Here is a 15,850-nt window from a genome sequence, read left to right as displayed (position 1 = left end):
AGTAGAAAACATTGGACAAAGTCAAAGTAGAAGGACTCAATTCCGACTTTTCGGGAATCGTAACTGCACCTAACGGAAAAAAGGTGGACATTTTTTTTGTCCATCCAGGTGACGAACTTGTAGTGGAATATGTCAAAAGACGACCACGCCAGAGGTCCTTAAAAATCCATGAAATCATCCGAAACCACAACTGGGATTTGGTAAAATGTGATGTGTTTGGCAATTGTGGTGGTTGTACTGGCCAACACATTCCGTACGAAACCCAATTGGAGTTAAAATTCCAACCAATCTTACAATTATTCCAAAAAGATTTAGGAATTTCCTTAAAACCAGTCCCTCAAGCAGAAACCTATGCTTACCGTTCCCGAATGGATTTTTCTGTTTTTCCCGGCCCTATCATTGGCCAAAGGCAACGTGGAAATTTTAGGAAAGTTGTGCCCATCAAACATTGTTCCATCCAATCAGCATGGGCAAACCAAGCATTACAGGATGTTCAGTCCGTTCTCGACCAAATGCCAGAAGTCATATGGGACAGAAAATCAGAAGTGGGAGGGCTAAAATACCTAACCATTCGTAAGGCACAAAATACCGAGGATGGAATTCTTATTTTTACATTCACTGAAGGGTATGAAACAGATCCCAAAATGCTATCGTTTCGAAATTTATGCCTTTCCCAATTGAAACAACCTTCTTTGCTTTTTTGTTACAACCGTCCCAAATCAGAAGTTTCAGCCGTCGGTCGTCCTGAAATTTTACGTGGAAAAGATAGTTTTACAGAAATGGTACTTGGCCATCGGTTTGAAGTTCCATTTGATTCTTTTTTCCAACCAAACCCAAATGGATTTTTACCGATTTTAAATTTCATTCAGGAACGAATGACAAAGGATCAGTCAACTTTAATTGATTTGTTTTGTGGGAATGGTTTCTTTTCTTTGTTATACGGTGAACATTTCCATCATGTTGATGGCTACGAACTCACAGAATCTTCTATCGTAACAGCTTCTCAATTATTCCAAGAAACCTACCCTAACAAATCACATGCCTTTCAAGTGGCCAATTTATTTCTTTCTACAGACGGACTCAAAAAACAAGAGAATGCATGTTTGATTCTTGACCCTCCAAGAGCCGGTGCCGGAAAACTAGTGAACCATTGGATCCGGGACTTTGGACCTGAATTTGTATTCTATGTCTCTTGTAATCCTTATTCACAAAAAGAAGATGTGACTTTATTTTTGTCGGCTTATGACTATGTTGATGGAATTTTGATCGATCCTTATCCGCATACACCACATACGGAATCCGTGCTTTTCTTTCGTAGAAAACACCAATAAAATCCCTTTATCGATTTTCTATTTCTTCCGAAAATAGTAGGGAGGGAACTATGAAACAACGGACAGCGATTTTATTTTTTTGCATCGTCATTTTAGGACAAATCGGATGTTCAAGTGTAATGGTAACAAACTGGGCACCTGACGAATCCAATTTTAAATCGAGACCAGTAAGAGTACTTCTAGGTTACGCAAGTGACGAAGAAATTTTTAAGTCTTCAGGTGAAATCATTGTTAAAGATGCAAACGATCTTACGATTAAAAAAGCATATGATTTTTTATCCTTAAATCCTACAGCAATCAAAGCTCCCATATCAATACAAAGTAATTCTGAATGGGTGGATTACAAAGGTGTGAGTTACCGTGGTAGTATTTTAATCAAACCCATTGATGGAAAAGTCCTCATTATCAATATTGTTCCAGTTGAATTATACTTACTATCGGTTGTACCTTCCGAAGTAAGTGCTTCTTGGCCAAAAGAAGCCTTAAAAGCACAAGCCATCTGTGCGAGAACCTATGTTGTGAAAGAAATGTTAAATCGAAAAAAACAAGAGTATGATGTGGACACATCAACAAATACTCAAGTTTATAAAGGCAAAAATAAAGAACATAAAAATACAACCGAAGCAGTATTTGAAACGGAAGGTTTAATCCTCATTCACAAAGGCCAACCAATCCAAAGTTTTTTCCATTCGAATGCTGGCGGTTACACGGAAGATCCAGCAAATGTTTGGGGAAATTCTGTTGAATACTTAAAACCAGTTCCTTCTGAATACGATAAGGATGGGGATCAATATTCTTGGGAAGAAAAATGGAAAACCGATTATGTAAATAACAGCTTACGTGACTTAGGTGTTGGTGATATCCAAGATATAATCGTTGCCAATCGATTTCCAACTTCTCGTGTGAATGAATTAGAAATTATAGGAACATCTGGAACCAAAAGAATCAAAGCTACAGAATTCCGAAAAAAAATCGGCGCCACAAAACTAAAATCCACTCGGTTTGGAATTCGAAAAGAAGAGTCTGGAGATTTTTTTGTGAAAGGTTTAGGTTCTGGTCATGGTGTGGGAATGTCACAATGGGGAAGTTTTGCAATGGCAAAAAGTCAATTCAACCACAAAGAAATTTTACAACACTATTTCAAAGGAATTGAATTCGCAAGAATCGTTGCCAGATAAAGCTTAGATTTTGGTTTCCATCGTCAGAAGATTTTAAATTCTGACTTTAGGTCCCAAAACTTATGGCAACACTGGAAGAATATTTATCCCAAATCAAAGATCTGACGATTGTTCCGCCGGTCTTACTTTCCGTACTTTCCCTAGAAGATGATAACGAACTATCTTTTGGTGAATTAGAGAAAAAAGTCCAATCCGACCAAGTCCTAGTCGCAAGGCTTTTAAAATTAGCCAATTCTCCTTTTTTCTCCCGTGGAAATCCTGTTGCCAATATGAAACAAGTCATCACTCGTCTCGGTTTTAAAACCGTTCGCAGTATGGTGGCAATGTCAATGACCGATTCACTTTTTAGCCAAGGGAATTATAAAAAATTCCGTGATGAAGTTTGGGATCATTCCGTTGCGAAAGGAATTTTTGCCCAAATCCTATGCGAAGAAAAAAAATTCAAAAAAGAAGCCGAACTTGCCATCACTTGTGGACTCATGCAAGATTTAGGTCGTATTGTTTTGAATACCATTGATCGCAAAAAATATGTAGAAGTTTTAACAGAATTCCAAACAACAGATGTTAGCCTCATCACATTGGAAAAAAAGGCATATGGTGTAGATTCCTATGAAATGGGAAGTGCAGCAGCAAAACTTTGGAAAATGCCTTCGATCATCATCTCTTCCATTGAGGATTTATCAAAACCAATCGCAGAACAAACTTCACTTGGACAAATCATTGGTTTTGCTGGTGTGATTGCCAAACTGACTGGCCATGGAAAACAAGAACCAGATACGATTCAAAAATTTGAAGAGTACCGAAATGTATTAGGTTTAGAAATTGAAGATATGAAAGTGTATGTAACGACAAAGGATGAAAAACTGAAAACAAACGAATTGTATCAGTTTTGTAGCACCTTATAGTATCATTAATTTGGTTTTACACTTAGTATTCTGTGTAAACCTTCTTTTCCTTTGATTTTGACTGGTTCCAATTCTTCATATCGGTATTTTTTAGAATATTCTTCCGGTAGATGGTTATATAATCCTTCTGAAACATAAACATGCATAGGCTTAGCCATTGATTCTAATCGGCTTGCCATGTTGACGGTATCCCCTACTGCTGTGTAAGAAAGTTTTTGGAACGAACCGACGTTTCCTACAATCACATTCCCAGATGCCACACCAATTCCAATTTGCGGAGTGAATCCATAAATCTGATTCCATTTGGGTTGCCATAATTCAAATACTTGCAACATTTCTAATGCACAATCGAGAGCATTTTGTCTATGGTCTTCTTGAAAAACTGGTGCTCCAAACAAACACATGATGGAATCGCCAATATATTTATCGATCATACCACCATAACCTAAAATCACTTCTGTCATAGCAGTGAAATATTCATTCAAAAAGGAAATTACATGTTCAGGTTTCATTTTTTCAGATAAGGATGTATAACCACGTATATCAGAAAACAATACAGAAACTTCTTGTTCTTTCCCTTTTTGATCTAATGATAAAGTATTATTCATTAAACTTTCAACGATGATAGGATCAACATACATCCCAAATACGTTTTGCATTTTCTTTTTTTCAAACTCTAAGCTTAACTTTTCTTCATACTCTTTCTCAAGTTCCTTTTTAAACTTTTTAACCATCGTATTCAAATCTTGAATTTCTGATTGGTTCATTCCATACAGATCTTGGAAACGTTTCAAACTATCATCCATCTGGATGGAGACTACTTTTTTACGGTAAATTTCCCGGAACAAATTACGGAATCGATGTTCTAAAATATTTTTCTTTAACCGACGTTTGCTGAAGTATTCATTGATACCTAATTGAAACGCAAGGATCGGGAGTTGTTTTCCTTCGGCCTTGGTAAACACAACCACTGGAAGTTCGGAAGGACCGGCCATATCCATTATTTTCTCTAGGATTGATTCAGAAGATTCCTCTAATTCTGGGAATTGAATTTCAGTGATGAGAAGGTCATACTGGACTTTTTTAATTTCCTCAGCTCCATTCTCAAAAATAGAACGCCAAGTCAATTCAATGTATTCACCAAACCACTCCACGAGTAATTGGGAAATGGTATCGTATGATTTTTTCTGTGGTTCTAAAACCAACACTCTGACTATTTCTTCTTTTTCTAATTCCACGCGCCTTATTTTTCACTCTCTAAAAATTTGTGAAGCGCCTCTTGGAAATTGAAGGAAAATCTTCCTAATAACAAACGAAAGGCTTGTAAAATGACATCTGGTCTTGGGGGATCTCCTGAAATATATAAGTCTGGTTCTTTTGGTAACTTTCCTTGAGGGAAAAGTCCACCACTGACAGCTTCAGTCCCACAAGCAACCAACGCTTTTGGTTCACTGATGACATCCCAAGCAGTTTGTAAGGGAGCCTCCATATTTTCGGAGACAGGTCCAGAAAACACAATGGCGTCAGCATGTTTGGGACTGGCAACAAGGCGTATCCCTTCTCGTTCGGAATCAAACACGGAATTGTAGGAGGCATTTAGTTCCGATTCGACTGTATTGTTTCCGCCTGCTGCAACTTCTCTGTATAAAAACCCACGGTTTTGTGTTAAGGCGCGAAATCGTTTTTGGTTTTCCGTGAGTGTAAACTTAGTTTGGTTGGGTAAGTCCAATTTTCCATTTTTGTAGGTCGTGTAAAATTCCTCTCGGTGTAAAACGAAAGTGTAAATAAATCCTGAATTACGAAGTTTACCATCCGTGCAAATTTCTACACAAAGTCCACATTGAAGGCATTTTCCATAATCCATTTCAAGTTGGTCTCCACCTTTCCTAAGGATCACCTTTGTTGGACAATGGGTTTCACAATCCTTACAACTTCCACATCCGTTCTCCATAACCTTCGAAGGAACTGGTATTCCTCTTTGGTTCGGATGTACATAGGAAGTTTTCTCGAAATTGAGAACATTTTTTTTAGAGAAAAAATTCTTTAATTCAAATAAAAAACTCATAAGTCAAATCCAACATAACTGAGATTAAATGATTTATTGTTCAATGGAAAATCGCTTACTTGTTCTCCTCGGACTGCTAACTCAAGTGCATGCCAATTTAATACAGAAGGATCGCGAATATAAGAATTAATTACGAAACCTTTTTCATCGATATTTAGTGCAACTAACAAAGGTCCCCTCCATGCTTCCAATGCGGAATAATAAATTCCGGGTTGTAAATTTTTTTCTATTAGTTCCTTTGATGTTCTATTCTCTTGTGATTTCCAAATCAAATCCCAATCTACTTCTTCTACTTTTTCCTCCATCCAACGTAGCGACTGTTCAATCTCTGCATATCGAAGGTACATCCGAGCCCAAACATCACCATTGTAATGATGGTGTTCTTCCTTTATTGGAAGTGGTTTCCAATCCGGGTAATCTGGGTGATTGATTCGTAAATCTTCAATAACTCCAGCCATTCTAGAAACCATTCCAACAAAACCGTGTTTTTGAACATCGGATTCCGAAATAAAGCCACAACCTTGCATTCTTTCCTTAAGAGTCGAGATGGAGAGAGCTCTTCGAATCTGAGGCCGAATTCTAGAGTGATATACCTTTTTTAACTGGTAAAAAGCATCTTTAGCTTGTTTGGCGTCAATTCGCTGATTCAAAAAGAGTTTGCCAGGACGAATTACTGATTTCCCAAAACGGTGCCCTGTCCAAGTCTCCATAAGTCCAAGTGCAGCGCCTCTATCGGTAACACAAACTCCATATAACGGATAATAGCCGATATCTTCCGAAATTCCACCTAAGTCACCTATGTGGACGGCAATTCTTTCCAACTCAATAAGTAAAGATCGAAATAAACGAATATCTTTTGGTACTGAGATTTTATAAAAATCTTCATATAACTTTGAAAAAGCTAAAGCATATCCAATACTTGTATCACCAGATATCATTTCTGAATATGGCATAACCTGTTCCATCGACTTACCAACTAAAACATCTTGTATACCTCGTTTTTGGTAACCAAGACGAATGGTTAGATGCCGAATCACTTCTCCCTCTACAACAAATCGAAAATGACCTGGTTCTATGATGCCTGCGTGGATGGGACCAACAGCATGTGAATAATGATCAATTGAGAAAGGAACAGACAATCCATGATAAGCTAAATCACGTATCACTCCAGATTTTTGGTGTAAGGATAAAATTTTTCCTCTTTGGTCGGACAAATAATCCTCTTCCTTTAAAGCAGAATAATCTTCATACCCCATATCTTGACCAAAAGAATGCCTTACCAACCAAATCGGATATTGATCATCCAATAAAAAATCAATTGTACTTTTTTTGGATCGTTCCTCTTCCATAACGACACTCTGATTCTCATGAATGAATTGAAAATACGATCCGTTAAAATGAGTGATGCCTGTAATTTTCTTCATATGTATTTCGCCATCAAATAATACATGCCATATGCACCAACCGAGATGGTGAAAAGTAAACTAAACCAAAAAAAATAAAACCTTAATTGTAATGTTCCATATACTTCAGAATCAAAATCACGATTCTCTAGCTTTACCATAGGTAACACTTTATTCAGAGAAACAAAAAAGAAAACGGATCCCAAAATTGGGAATATAAATAAGTAAAATTGTTTCTTCATAATTGCGATCTCAATGATTTTTAAATCCAAAACAAAAACAGGAGAAAGAGGGAATACAAATGCAATCAGCAATGCCAATAAATAAACATATAATGCTTTATGGCTCAACATGGTTCCATTCAGAATCTGAGAAATATTTCGTTTCCCCGCATCCATTCTTAATATTCCCATAGACAAAAAAACAAGAAGTTTAACTAGAACTGTTGTAGCGAGTAAATAGTAATAAACATCATCAGAAATATCCAACCATAAAAAAAGAGTTAACATTCCTGTATGGAAAAGTGCAACCTTAGCAGAAATACGTCGAATGTCATCTCGAGAGACTAACATTAAAGTTGAATATAAAATCGTTAGTATTCCGATGAATAATAAACCATTAGAAGCATTGATCAAGTGTAGATTTAATTCATTTTCCAATTTAATCAACGGTCGAATGGCAAGAACTACACTAACAGGGACAAACGAAGCGATCAAAGAAGAAATTTGACTAGGACTTTCTGCATATGTATCACCGACCCAAAAATGATTTGGCACCAAACCCAACTTTCCGCTATACCCATATATCGTTAAAAGGATACCTGTTTCAATCAGAAGACCAGATTGGCCTTCTAACCCAAGTTTAAGGGAAGAAAAATCTAAGTTTTGTAAGGGAGTGGATGCAAAAAGTAGTATCACAATTCCTAAAAAAGCCAAACCAAGAGCATAGGAATTAATCAATAAAAATTTCCATCCAACATGGAAGGATCGTTCTGTTCCACTTGAAGAAATTAATAACGCTCCAAATAAAGTGGAAGCTTCAATCAAAATCCATTTTAATACAATGTTTTCTGTAAACCAAGAATAAAACAATACAGTAAAAAAACATATTTTAAGTAAACTCCACAACCAAATTCTTGTTTGTCCTTTGGTTGGAGCAAAAATAGAAATCAAAAATATAACTACAAAAGTAATAATACCGGACAAATAGAATACGATTTCCATCATAACTTTCTTTCCTTTACATGCATATGAGGCGAAAGTTGCAATATTCCTCCCGAAACAATTACCAATATAGCATCCAAAAATGATCCAAATTCCAAGCCAAATGGTAACCCTTTATCCAATACCATAGTTAGAACAAATATTCCATTTTCAAAAACACAAAAACCAGCAATTAAAGCCAACCAATTCCGCCTAACAACAAAGCACAAAATACCTACATATACCAATAAAATAACATATATTAATGCAATTTTATGAACAGGTATTGACAAGAGGGGAACACCATCTGTAATTTTTACCGCAAGAACCAATCCTAAAACCATAAATAATAGTGTTGCTAAGTAACCAAAACGTGGGGTCGTACTCTCATTCATTTTTGATTTATTCGCAGTCCAATTTAAAATCCATGGAGTCAACAATCCTTTAAAAAGTACAACCAACATAATCAGAGAGATGGCATGTTGCCAATCACCTTCATGTGTCTGTATTACAGGAAAGATCAATAAAAAACCTTGAAGACTTAAAAATAAAATAATTCTACTTAATCGGTTTTCAACTAAGACAACAATCCCAGACAATAGTAATAATAAATAAACAAAATCGTATATCATTGAATTATCCTATGAAAGTTTAACTAGTGTTCCCAATATCAAAATAGCAATAAAGGCTAGTCCCATAAATTCAGGTATCCAAGTCCATTTCCTTCGAACACTATTTGCTTCCCAAAAACCTATCAAAATCGACAAAAACACCACTGCAGGTAAAATCAAAAATTCTTGATTGATACCATTCAAATACTTGGATTTAAAAAGTTTTGAATGTTCCAATGCTAACTTTACTAAAAATACTAGTAATGCAGAAAGTTTAACAGAACTAGCTAATTCAAAAAATGCCAATTGTCGACCAGACGCTTCCAAAATCATTGCTTCATGAACCATTGTTAACTCTAGATGAGTTCTCGGATCATCAAATGGAGGTTTTGCTAATTCCGCAAGAATTGCGATAAAGGATAATGATAAAAATAGTAATCCTATCAATATTCCTTGAGGAGTTTCTGAAATTTCGATATGGGATTGCGCAGCAAGTATCATGAGTATAAAAGTTGGCTCTACCATCACTGACAATAAAATTTCTCTACCCGATGCCATGCCACCAAAGGAAGTTGCACCTTCCATCGCAAAACCAATATAAGCAAATCGATATAATGCTAAAAAAAATGGAATTAAAATAAATGGTGCCCATTCAAAGAGAACGATACTCCATATCATCAATGATGAATAAATTACAATCCTCGGAGCTAACTTTGAAATAGAAGAAAAGTTGTTGTTTACAACTGGAACTTTCAAAAACGATTTACAAATTTCCAAATAAAATTGGATTACTTTTGGCCCACGCCTACCTTGTGCATATGCTCTTACTTTGCGAAAAATACCTGTTAACAAAAATGGAAGGCATACAAATAAAATAACTAAGTAAACAAAATGAATGTAGGTCTCCATGATGTTATCCTTTAAAATCGCCGAAAATTAGTAGTGAAAAAATGAAGATCAAAAACATAGATGAAATCGCCAAATATTTACTAATATCTTCTTCCTTAGGTTCATTTGTTGAAGAAACAAATTTGGTACCAAAATTAAATATAAATGTCAGAGAATTGATAATCAAATTATCAACTATTGAATCTCCCATCTTATTCACAAAATACCTTCCCAAAGAATTTTTCAGTGGTTTGGAAAAAACAGTCGAAGGAACTGAAAGTTCGTGTCCCGAATAACCCCCACCACAATCCCAAGTTTTTCGTTTTAAGTCTGATATTTTCACCCGATTCCAACGATCATAAAAATAAAAAAACATTATAATTAAAATTGTAACCATCGATACAAAAGAAATATTCCAAAACCAATCGATCAATTGTTGATCGGCAAACGGTTTTAACATGGGTAACTCAACAAATAATGGCAATGCGAGTGGAAATAGATAAATCGTAAAGGCGAGACTTAATAGAGAAATGTATAACCAACGTTTTTGCATATCCCCAAACGGAAGTAAGTTCATATTGTTCCGTGGAATAGACAAAAACATTGTTATATACAATTTAATATGTGTAAATCCACCGAGAACGATTCCAAAAAAGATGAAAATCATTGAAGGCAACAAAAACACTGAACGACCAATCGGTAGATCTAATATCCTGGCATTTAAATAAAAGTATGTTGCTTCCGAAACAAAACCTATGGTGCCTGGTAATACAGCATAACTAAAAGTGCCAGCTCCTAATAGTAACGGCGATATTCCAAGTAATCTACCGATACCTTTCAATTCATCACTGTTGTTTGAATTAATAAGTCTTGAAACCATTCCTATTGAAAAAAGTTGAAACGTTTTCGAGAAAGAATGATGGAGTAAACTTAGAAAGAACAAAATCCTAAATGAGTTACTTAAATTCATTAAGTCGGTATCACCGGAAAACTGAAACATTCCCGTTATAATCAAACATAACCATAAAAAATTAAGTGATTCAATAGAACTATATGCTAATGATATTTTTGGATCTTTATGAAAAAAACTTGTGATACCACCGAAAAATATACCCAAGGCAGCTAACGGAAATAATACTTGATAGATGATTGGATCCAACTGATTCGGTAGGACATAACGATAAAATAATAATAAAGGAAATATTTCTAAAACACCTGCAAAAGATCCGAGAGCATGTGACGGTCCTCCTTCATTTACCTTAGGTAACCAAATATGAAAACCAGAGAATCCAGATTTAATTAGAAGTCCAATTAACAATAATATAATTCCAATATTATCACCATCTGGTAACATCACCCAAGCAGATAAAAATAAAGCAGAAATACCTGACGCTAAAAGTAAAGATCCTAAACTCTCGATTTGTTTTTTCCCATATTCGGTACCCGAATAAATCAGAATGGTCGAAAATGAGGTGATTTCAAGAGCTATCGGCATCATCAATGATTTACCAGAGATATAACAAATACCCAATGCAGACCAAAAAACTGCATAACCAACTGTTACTTTATTTTTCTCCTTTGGTTCATATGATTGGACAAGCATAAACGATGAAAATCCTATGTAAGCTTGGATAAAAAGACCAACTAATATAGGGAAGTCGACAGATAAAATATCTTCGTTAGTTATGATTAGAATGAGGAGTGGTGACAAAGCCGCAATCCCAACAACGAAAGATCTCAAAATCGATATACGTTTATCTTCTAACATAAGTTGACCAAAATTTAAATCCTAGATAGAGAATCATTTGATTTTTTAGGAGTTCTTCTAAACTAAATTAGGACGAACGAAAGTATTGTTTTCTAAATACTCTAAGAGTAAAAATACATTTGATCGCCGCAATTTGATACAAAATACCTCTTAGCCAATAGAAGACATACCAGTTCCATATTCACAAACGAATTTTTTGATTTTTTCACTGAGTGAAAAAAAACTGAGAGTTCCCCTACTCCATTTTAGAATCATAACAAAATGGACATTCCTCTGCTTTTAAAAACCCAAAAAAGGTTCTAAAAAACAAACTGGCACTCTCCGTTTCCGATCCAAATGGAGCTTTTAACTGTCCTATTATAAGGAAGTGGTTCAAGACAAATTGGTGAAATTGGCAAATCAAAGATGAATTATGCAGTTGATGTAAAAAATCTGAAAAAAAGCTACAAACAAGGTTCCCTCACAATACCTGTGTTACAGAATCTCCACATAAAAATTCCTGCAAAACAATTCGTTACACTCATGGGTCCGTCTGGGAGTGGAAAATCCACCTTGTTAAATATCCTTTCTGCCATCGAGACCGCTGATGAAGGAAGTGTTCAAATTTTTGGTCAAGAAATGGTAGGCGCATCTGAAGGTAAGCTAACAGAATACAGGAGAGACCAAATAGGAATCGTTTTCCAGTTCTTTCATTTATTTCCCTATCTCACGGCAGTGGAAAATGTCTCAATCCCCCTCCTCCTAGCGGGAAAGAGTAAAAAATTCGCTGAGAGAAAATCTAGGGAAATTTTGGACGTAGTTGGATTAAACCATCGATGGAATTTTACACCAAAAGAAATGTCTGGAGGCGAAAAACAAAGAGTTTCGATTGCCAGATCGATTGTTCATGAACCGAAGATTATTTTTGGTGATGAGCCCACTGGAAATCTAGATTCAAAATCTTCCGAACAAGTTTTAGAATTATTCCAAAAATGTGTCTCTGAGCTAGGGATAACTGTTTTTATAGTAACTCACAACGAAGAAATCGGAAAATCAGGAAATTCAAACTATCATATGTTAGATGGATCTTTAATCAAAAAATGATTCATTTATATTTGAATTTCATTTTTGGTTATTTGAAGAATAATCGAAGCAAAGTGTTTTTTAATTTAGTTGGTATAACACTTGGAATCGCATTATTTGTCAGTACCCAAATTAACGGATGGAAAGCTGAAAAAAGTTTAGTAGACCAAACAATTGGTTTTAATTCACAAAATATGATCGGGAGATATGTACCGAATGCAACGCACAGTAGAGTTGATTCAAAAACATTACGTTCATTAGACTCAAATTTGCCAGAAGTTTTCCATATTGAACCAGAGTTATTCATAAAAGGATATACAACGCTTACTGACAATCAATCGTTAAGTTTTCCAATTATAGGTAGAGATCTAATTACATTCAATAACAACTCGAACCATCAAATCAATAGCGAAAAATTCCCTAAGTATTTTATTAGCAATTCTTTACTACAGAAAATCAAACACGAGAACAAGCAAGTTTCCATAAATTTATGTAATCAAATCCTAACGATCAATTTTGCTGATACAATGTCAATAGAGAGTAACGGATTATTCATTGTAACAGATATTGAACGATTACAATCAATCTGTGAATTAAAAAATACATATACTACAATCAACATTTTAATTCAAAATGAAGCAAGATTCGAATCCTGGAATGTTAACTTCACTCAATTGCTCAGAAATCAAAATTGGAAATTTGAAACAATGGATGAGATCAAAGAAAGAGCCGGGGTTGCTCTTGCTTCCTTGAAAATAAATTTAACAATCATCTCTCTAGTTTCAGTCCTTATTTCTTTTTTTATGGTTTCGAATATTTATACTGGAATTTTTTTATCACGTAAAACTGAATTTGGTATCTTACTTTCAATAGGCGGATCTCGTTTAAATAACTTTTTTCTGTTTATGACTCTCGCTTTACTTTTAGGCTTAATTGGCGGAATCATTGGGACTTTCATAGGAATCACATTCGCAAATTTAAATTTTTTTCAAACTTCTACAACATTGACTGATTCCTCCCAATTAGAATCATACAGATCATTCCCAATTATGATTGTATTATATGGAATATTCTTATCCATTGCTGGCTCAATATTGAGTGCATTATTCAATGCAATAAAAGCTTATAACATCTTACCAATCGAATTATTGAAGGAAAGGAATGAAGCACCAACAAAACCGAAATTCTCCTTACAATTAAAATGGTTTCTCTCATTTTTTCTCATATTTTTAGGGATTGTCATCGGGTGCATAAAGATTCAAAAACAGATTCTACCTGGACTAATAGGTGTATCTCTTGTTATACTTGGTTTTATTTTGATAAATTACGTTTCGATTCCCTTAATAGTGAAATGGATATCGAAATTTTCAGAACAGTTCAATCTATCAACCAGTTTCCATTTAGCAATGAAAGAAATTGAAATGGAAGCATGGAAAAATGGTTTAACTATCTCTACGATTATGTTAGCAACGTCCTTAGTATTTACATTATCTAGTTTGACTTTAAGTTATGAGAATTCGCTAAAGAAGTGGATACAGGAAGAAAACCAATCTGATTTTTCATTAATTAATGAAAAAAAATTAAACTCAGGTGAACCGGGAGTTTCAATTCACCTACTAAATGAATTAGAAAAAACAAACTTATTTAGCCAGGTTGAACCATTTTTTATAAATTCCAAATTTATAGTTAATGGAAAATATTACACTTTACATGTATTAAACTTTAAAGAAAACGAAAACAAAGATGGAATTTTTGTTTCAAAGAACTTATGTTATCTTGAAAAAATCTGTAAGGAGAGTCTATTAAAAGTCAACTCCCCCAATGAAGGTATAATTAGCCTAAAAGTACTAGATGAAAAAGAAAATTTTTTCTCCGAGAGAGGAACTATTATTATGGATTTTTCATTATACAAATCATTATTTCCAATCCAAGAATTAAACTCTATTCGATTAACCATTTCCGATTTATCCAAGAAAGATGAGGCATTACTTAAATTGAAACAGCTCGCGAGTGAAAACGAACTCATTTACTTGGATCAAGAAAAAGTGAAAGAACTCTATTTAACAGGGATGAATCGGGTGTTTTCTGTGCTAGATTCACTAAAACTTACAGCGATTCTTATTTCACTTTTATCCTTAGCCACCTCAATTTTTTATTATGTAAAAGAAAAATCTAGAATTCTAGCTGGTTTAAAAGCGATAGGAATGAATTTCTTACAAATATTTTTATTATTATTCTACCAAACTCTATTTCTATTATTTGCTGGAATGACTTCTGGAATTTTAAATAGCCTAATTCTTTCACCGATAGTCATATTTGGAATTAACCAAAATGCATTTGGTTGGAATTTGATTTTCACATACCCAGTTCACTTTGTAGCGAATCTACCGATCTTAATACTTTTATATGCAACGATTATAACGATTATCCCTTTTTATTTTGTTTACAGAATGAAGATTTCAAAAGAGTTGAATTACGAATAATTCTTTACCAAAAATATACCTTACTTAATTTTAAGACATGGCAGGAAGTATTAAAGTTTGTTTGGATCTCGCAGAAATGATTCGAAAGGAGAATTTAGAATCTCGAGAAAAAATTCCAACTTCCGATACCCATTTAAGAGTTTGGTCATCCCAACTAGCTCGCACCGAAGAAGATATTCGGAAACTTTTAACTTCACTTAGAGATAGTCACTATATATTCATAGTATCAATTGTATCACCAGACCCTAATTTGTTTGTATATGGTGAAGATGCTTATGTACTTGCTGAACCATTCATTCTGAATGAATTAAAAAAACATTCAGAAGAATCATTGGAAAAACTTTATGAAGCGAGTAATTACAAACGAAAATCCGCATTTCAAATCACTCGAGAATTGTTTCCAAAAATAAAAGAATTTAACAACACTCCTTTAGGTCGTTCAATTAACTTATCCGTGATGTTGGAAGAATTTCAAAGGATGTTGACTGCTCAAAGTTACGAATATACTGACCAGTGGAGAAGAAATAAACTCCAGGAAATATATAAAGACGAAGTATTAGTTGCAGAGGAATTAGCAAATAGTGCAAACTTCAGAGAGACTGACCCAACTAAAAGGGCAATCGACCAATTAAAAGACCAAGCACCAAAGGAGAAAATTGATTCAAATTGGGTAAAGGCGAAAGAGAACTTTTCCACTGAGTTTTTACTTAGAGTTCATTTCAGAAAATATGAATTTGATATTGTAAAAAAATTAATACAAAGTGGGAAATTAAAGGAAGAAAAAGACATCAAATATGTCCGAGATACAATCCAGCTAATGGAGAGTAGAATGGAACAAGACAATCTATTAAAACGATATGCTAACGAAATGATTGAGCTCAGGCGTTATGCCCAAGCCAAATTAAATATGATCCGCCAAGGAGTTGGTTCAAAACAGTGACCTTATATAACAAT

Annotated in this window: 13 protein-coding genes; 6 read left to right on the top strand and 7 right to left on the bottom strand. The window is 34.6% G+C overall.

Going from position 1 to position 15,850, the window contains the following annotated elements:
• The first annotated feature begins 11 nt into the window (after window positions 1–11).
• The 3 genes from CH354_RS13220 to CH354_RS13210 all read left to right on the top strand — a co-directional run bounded on the left by CH354_RS13220 (window position 12) and on the right by CH354_RS13210 (window position 3,414).
• Complete coding sequence (locus CH354_RS13220; protein ID WP_100727423.1) at window positions 12–1,331, top strand: class I SAM-dependent RNA methyltransferase; 1,320 nt, start codon at window positions 12–14, stop codon at window positions 1,329–1,331.
• Window positions 1,332–1,381: 50 nt separating this feature from the next.
• A complete protein-coding gene (locus tag CH354_RS13215) occupies window positions 1,382–2,509 on the top strand; it encodes a SpoIID/LytB domain-containing protein (protein ID WP_100727422.1) in 1,128 nt (375 codons plus the stop codon).
• 62 nt (window positions 2,510–2,571) lie between these two features.
• Window positions 2,572–3,414 carry an HDOD domain-containing protein gene (locus CH354_RS13210; RefSeq protein ID WP_100727421.1) on the top strand — a complete coding sequence of 281 codons (843 nt, stop codon included), beginning with the start codon at window positions 2,572–2,574 and terminating at the stop codon, window positions 3,412–3,414.
• Window positions 3,415–3,419: 5 nt separating this feature from the next.
• On the opposite strand, the gene CH354_RS13205 is transcribed toward CH354_RS13210, so the two are convergent.
• The 7 genes from CH354_RS13205 to CH354_RS13175 are packed head-to-tail and all read right to left on the bottom strand — an operon-like array spanning window position 3,420 to window position 11,351.
• Window positions 3,420–4,652 carry an adenylate/guanylate cyclase domain-containing response regulator gene (locus CH354_RS13205; RefSeq protein ID WP_100727420.1) on the bottom strand — a complete coding sequence of 411 codons (1,233 nt, stop codon included), beginning with the start codon at window positions 4,650–4,652 and terminating at the stop codon, window positions 3,420–3,422.
• Between the two features lie 5 nt (window positions 4,653–4,657).
• Complete coding sequence (locus CH354_RS13200) at window positions 4,658–5,479, bottom strand: NADH-quinone oxidoreductase subunit B family protein (protein ID WP_100766512.1); 822 nt, start codon at window positions 5,477–5,479, stop codon at window positions 4,658–4,660.
• The gene (locus CH354_RS13195) at window positions 5,476–6,903 is read right to left on the bottom strand and encodes a hydrogenase large subunit (RefSeq protein ID WP_100766511.1); all 1,428 of its coding nucleotides are present in this window, start codon (window positions 6,901–6,903) and stop codon (window positions 5,476–5,478) included. The genes CH354_RS13200 and CH354_RS13195 overlap by 4 nt, the downstream gene beginning before the upstream one ends.
• Window positions 6,900–8,108: a proton-conducting transporter transmembrane domain-containing protein gene (locus CH354_RS13190; RefSeq protein WP_100727417.1), complete on the bottom strand. Its 1,209-nt coding sequence runs from the start codon at window positions 8,106–8,108 to the stop codon at window positions 6,900–6,902. Before CH354_RS13190 ends, CH354_RS13195 begins: the two co-directional genes overlap by 4 nt.
• Complete coding sequence (locus tag CH354_RS13185; RefSeq protein ID WP_100727416.1) at window positions 8,105–8,716, bottom strand: formate hydrogenase; 612 nt, start codon at window positions 8,714–8,716, stop codon at window positions 8,105–8,107. Before CH354_RS13185 ends, CH354_RS13190 begins: the two co-directional genes overlap by 4 nt.
• Window positions 8,717–8,725: 9 nt before the next feature.
• Entirely contained in the window at window positions 8,726–9,604 is an 879-nt protein-coding gene (locus CH354_RS13180; RefSeq protein WP_100727415.1) for an NADH-quinone oxidoreductase subunit H, read from the bottom strand.
• A 4-nt stretch (window positions 9,605–9,608) separates the two neighbouring features.
• Window positions 9,609–11,351: a proton-conducting transporter transmembrane domain-containing protein gene (locus tag CH354_RS13175; RefSeq protein ID WP_100727414.1), complete on the bottom strand. Its 1,743-nt coding sequence runs from the start codon at window positions 11,349–11,351 to the stop codon at window positions 9,609–9,611.
• A 405-nt stretch (window positions 11,352–11,756) separates the two neighbouring features.
• On the opposite strand from CH354_RS13175, the gene CH354_RS13170 reads away from it, so the two are divergent.
• The 3 genes from CH354_RS13170 to CH354_RS13160 are packed head-to-tail and all read left to right on the top strand — an operon-like array spanning window position 11,757 to window position 15,836.
• Complete coding sequence (locus CH354_RS13170) at window positions 11,757–12,434, top strand: ABC transporter ATP-binding protein (protein WP_100727413.1); 678 nt, start codon at window positions 11,757–11,759, stop codon at window positions 12,432–12,434.
• Entirely contained in the window at window positions 12,431–14,896 is a 2,466-nt protein-coding gene (locus tag CH354_RS13165; protein WP_100728594.1) for an ABC transporter permease, read from the top strand. The genes CH354_RS13170 and CH354_RS13165 overlap by 4 nt, the downstream gene beginning before the upstream one ends.
• A 37-nt stretch (window positions 14,897–14,933) precedes the next feature.
• Window positions 14,934–15,836: a hypothetical protein gene (locus CH354_RS13160; RefSeq protein WP_100727842.1), complete on the top strand. Its 903-nt coding sequence runs from the start codon at window positions 14,934–14,936 to the stop codon at window positions 15,834–15,836.
• The last annotated feature ends 14 nt before the right edge of the window (window positions 15,837–15,850 follow it).

This window comes from Leptospira levettii (assembly GCF_002812085.1).
Classification (GTDB): Bacteria; Spirochaetota; Leptospiria; order Leptospirales; family Leptospiraceae; genus Leptospira_A; species Leptospira_A levettii.
This window is presented reverse-complemented; position numbering and strand designations above follow the sequence as displayed.

Coding starts and splice junctions, on each gene's coding strand:
- CH354_RS13215 (WP_100727422.1), top strand. CDS start 1,382: ATGAAACAACGGACAGCGATTTTATTTTTTTGCATCGTCATTTTAGGA.
- CH354_RS13210 (WP_100727421.1), top strand. CDS start 2,572: ATGGCAACACTGGAAGAATATTTATCCCAAATCAAAGATCTGACGATT.
- CH354_RS13200 (WP_100766512.1), bottom strand. CDS start 5,479: ATGAGTTTTTTATTTGAATTAAAGAATTTTTTCTCTAAAAAAAATGTT.
- CH354_RS13195 (WP_100766511.1), bottom strand. CDS start 6,903: ATGAAGAAAATTACAGGCATCACTCATTTTAACGGATCGTATTTTCAA.
- CH354_RS13190 (WP_100727417.1), bottom strand. CDS start 8,108: ATGATGGAAATCGTATTCTATTTGTCCGGTATTATTACTTTTGTAGTT.
- CH354_RS13185 (WP_100727416.1), bottom strand. CDS start 8,716: ATGATATACGATTTTGTTTATTTATTATTACTATTGTCTGGGATTGTT.
- CH354_RS13180 (WP_100727415.1), bottom strand. CDS start 9,604: ATGGAGACCTACATTCATTTTGTTTACTTAGTTATTTTATTTGTATGC.
- CH354_RS13175 (WP_100727414.1), bottom strand. CDS start 11,351: ATGTTAGAAGATAAACGTATATCGATTTTGAGATCTTTCGTTGTTGGG.
- CH354_RS13170 (WP_100727413.1), top strand. CDS start 11,757: ATGAATTATGCAGTTGATGTAAAAAATCTGAAAAAAAGCTACAAACAA.
- CH354_RS13165 (WP_100728594.1), top strand. CDS start 12,431: ATGATTCATTTATATTTGAATTTCATTTTTGGTTATTTGAAGAATAAT.
- CH354_RS13160 (WP_100727842.1), top strand. CDS start 14,934: ATGGCAGGAAGTATTAAAGTTTGTTTGGATCTCGCAGAAATGATTCGA.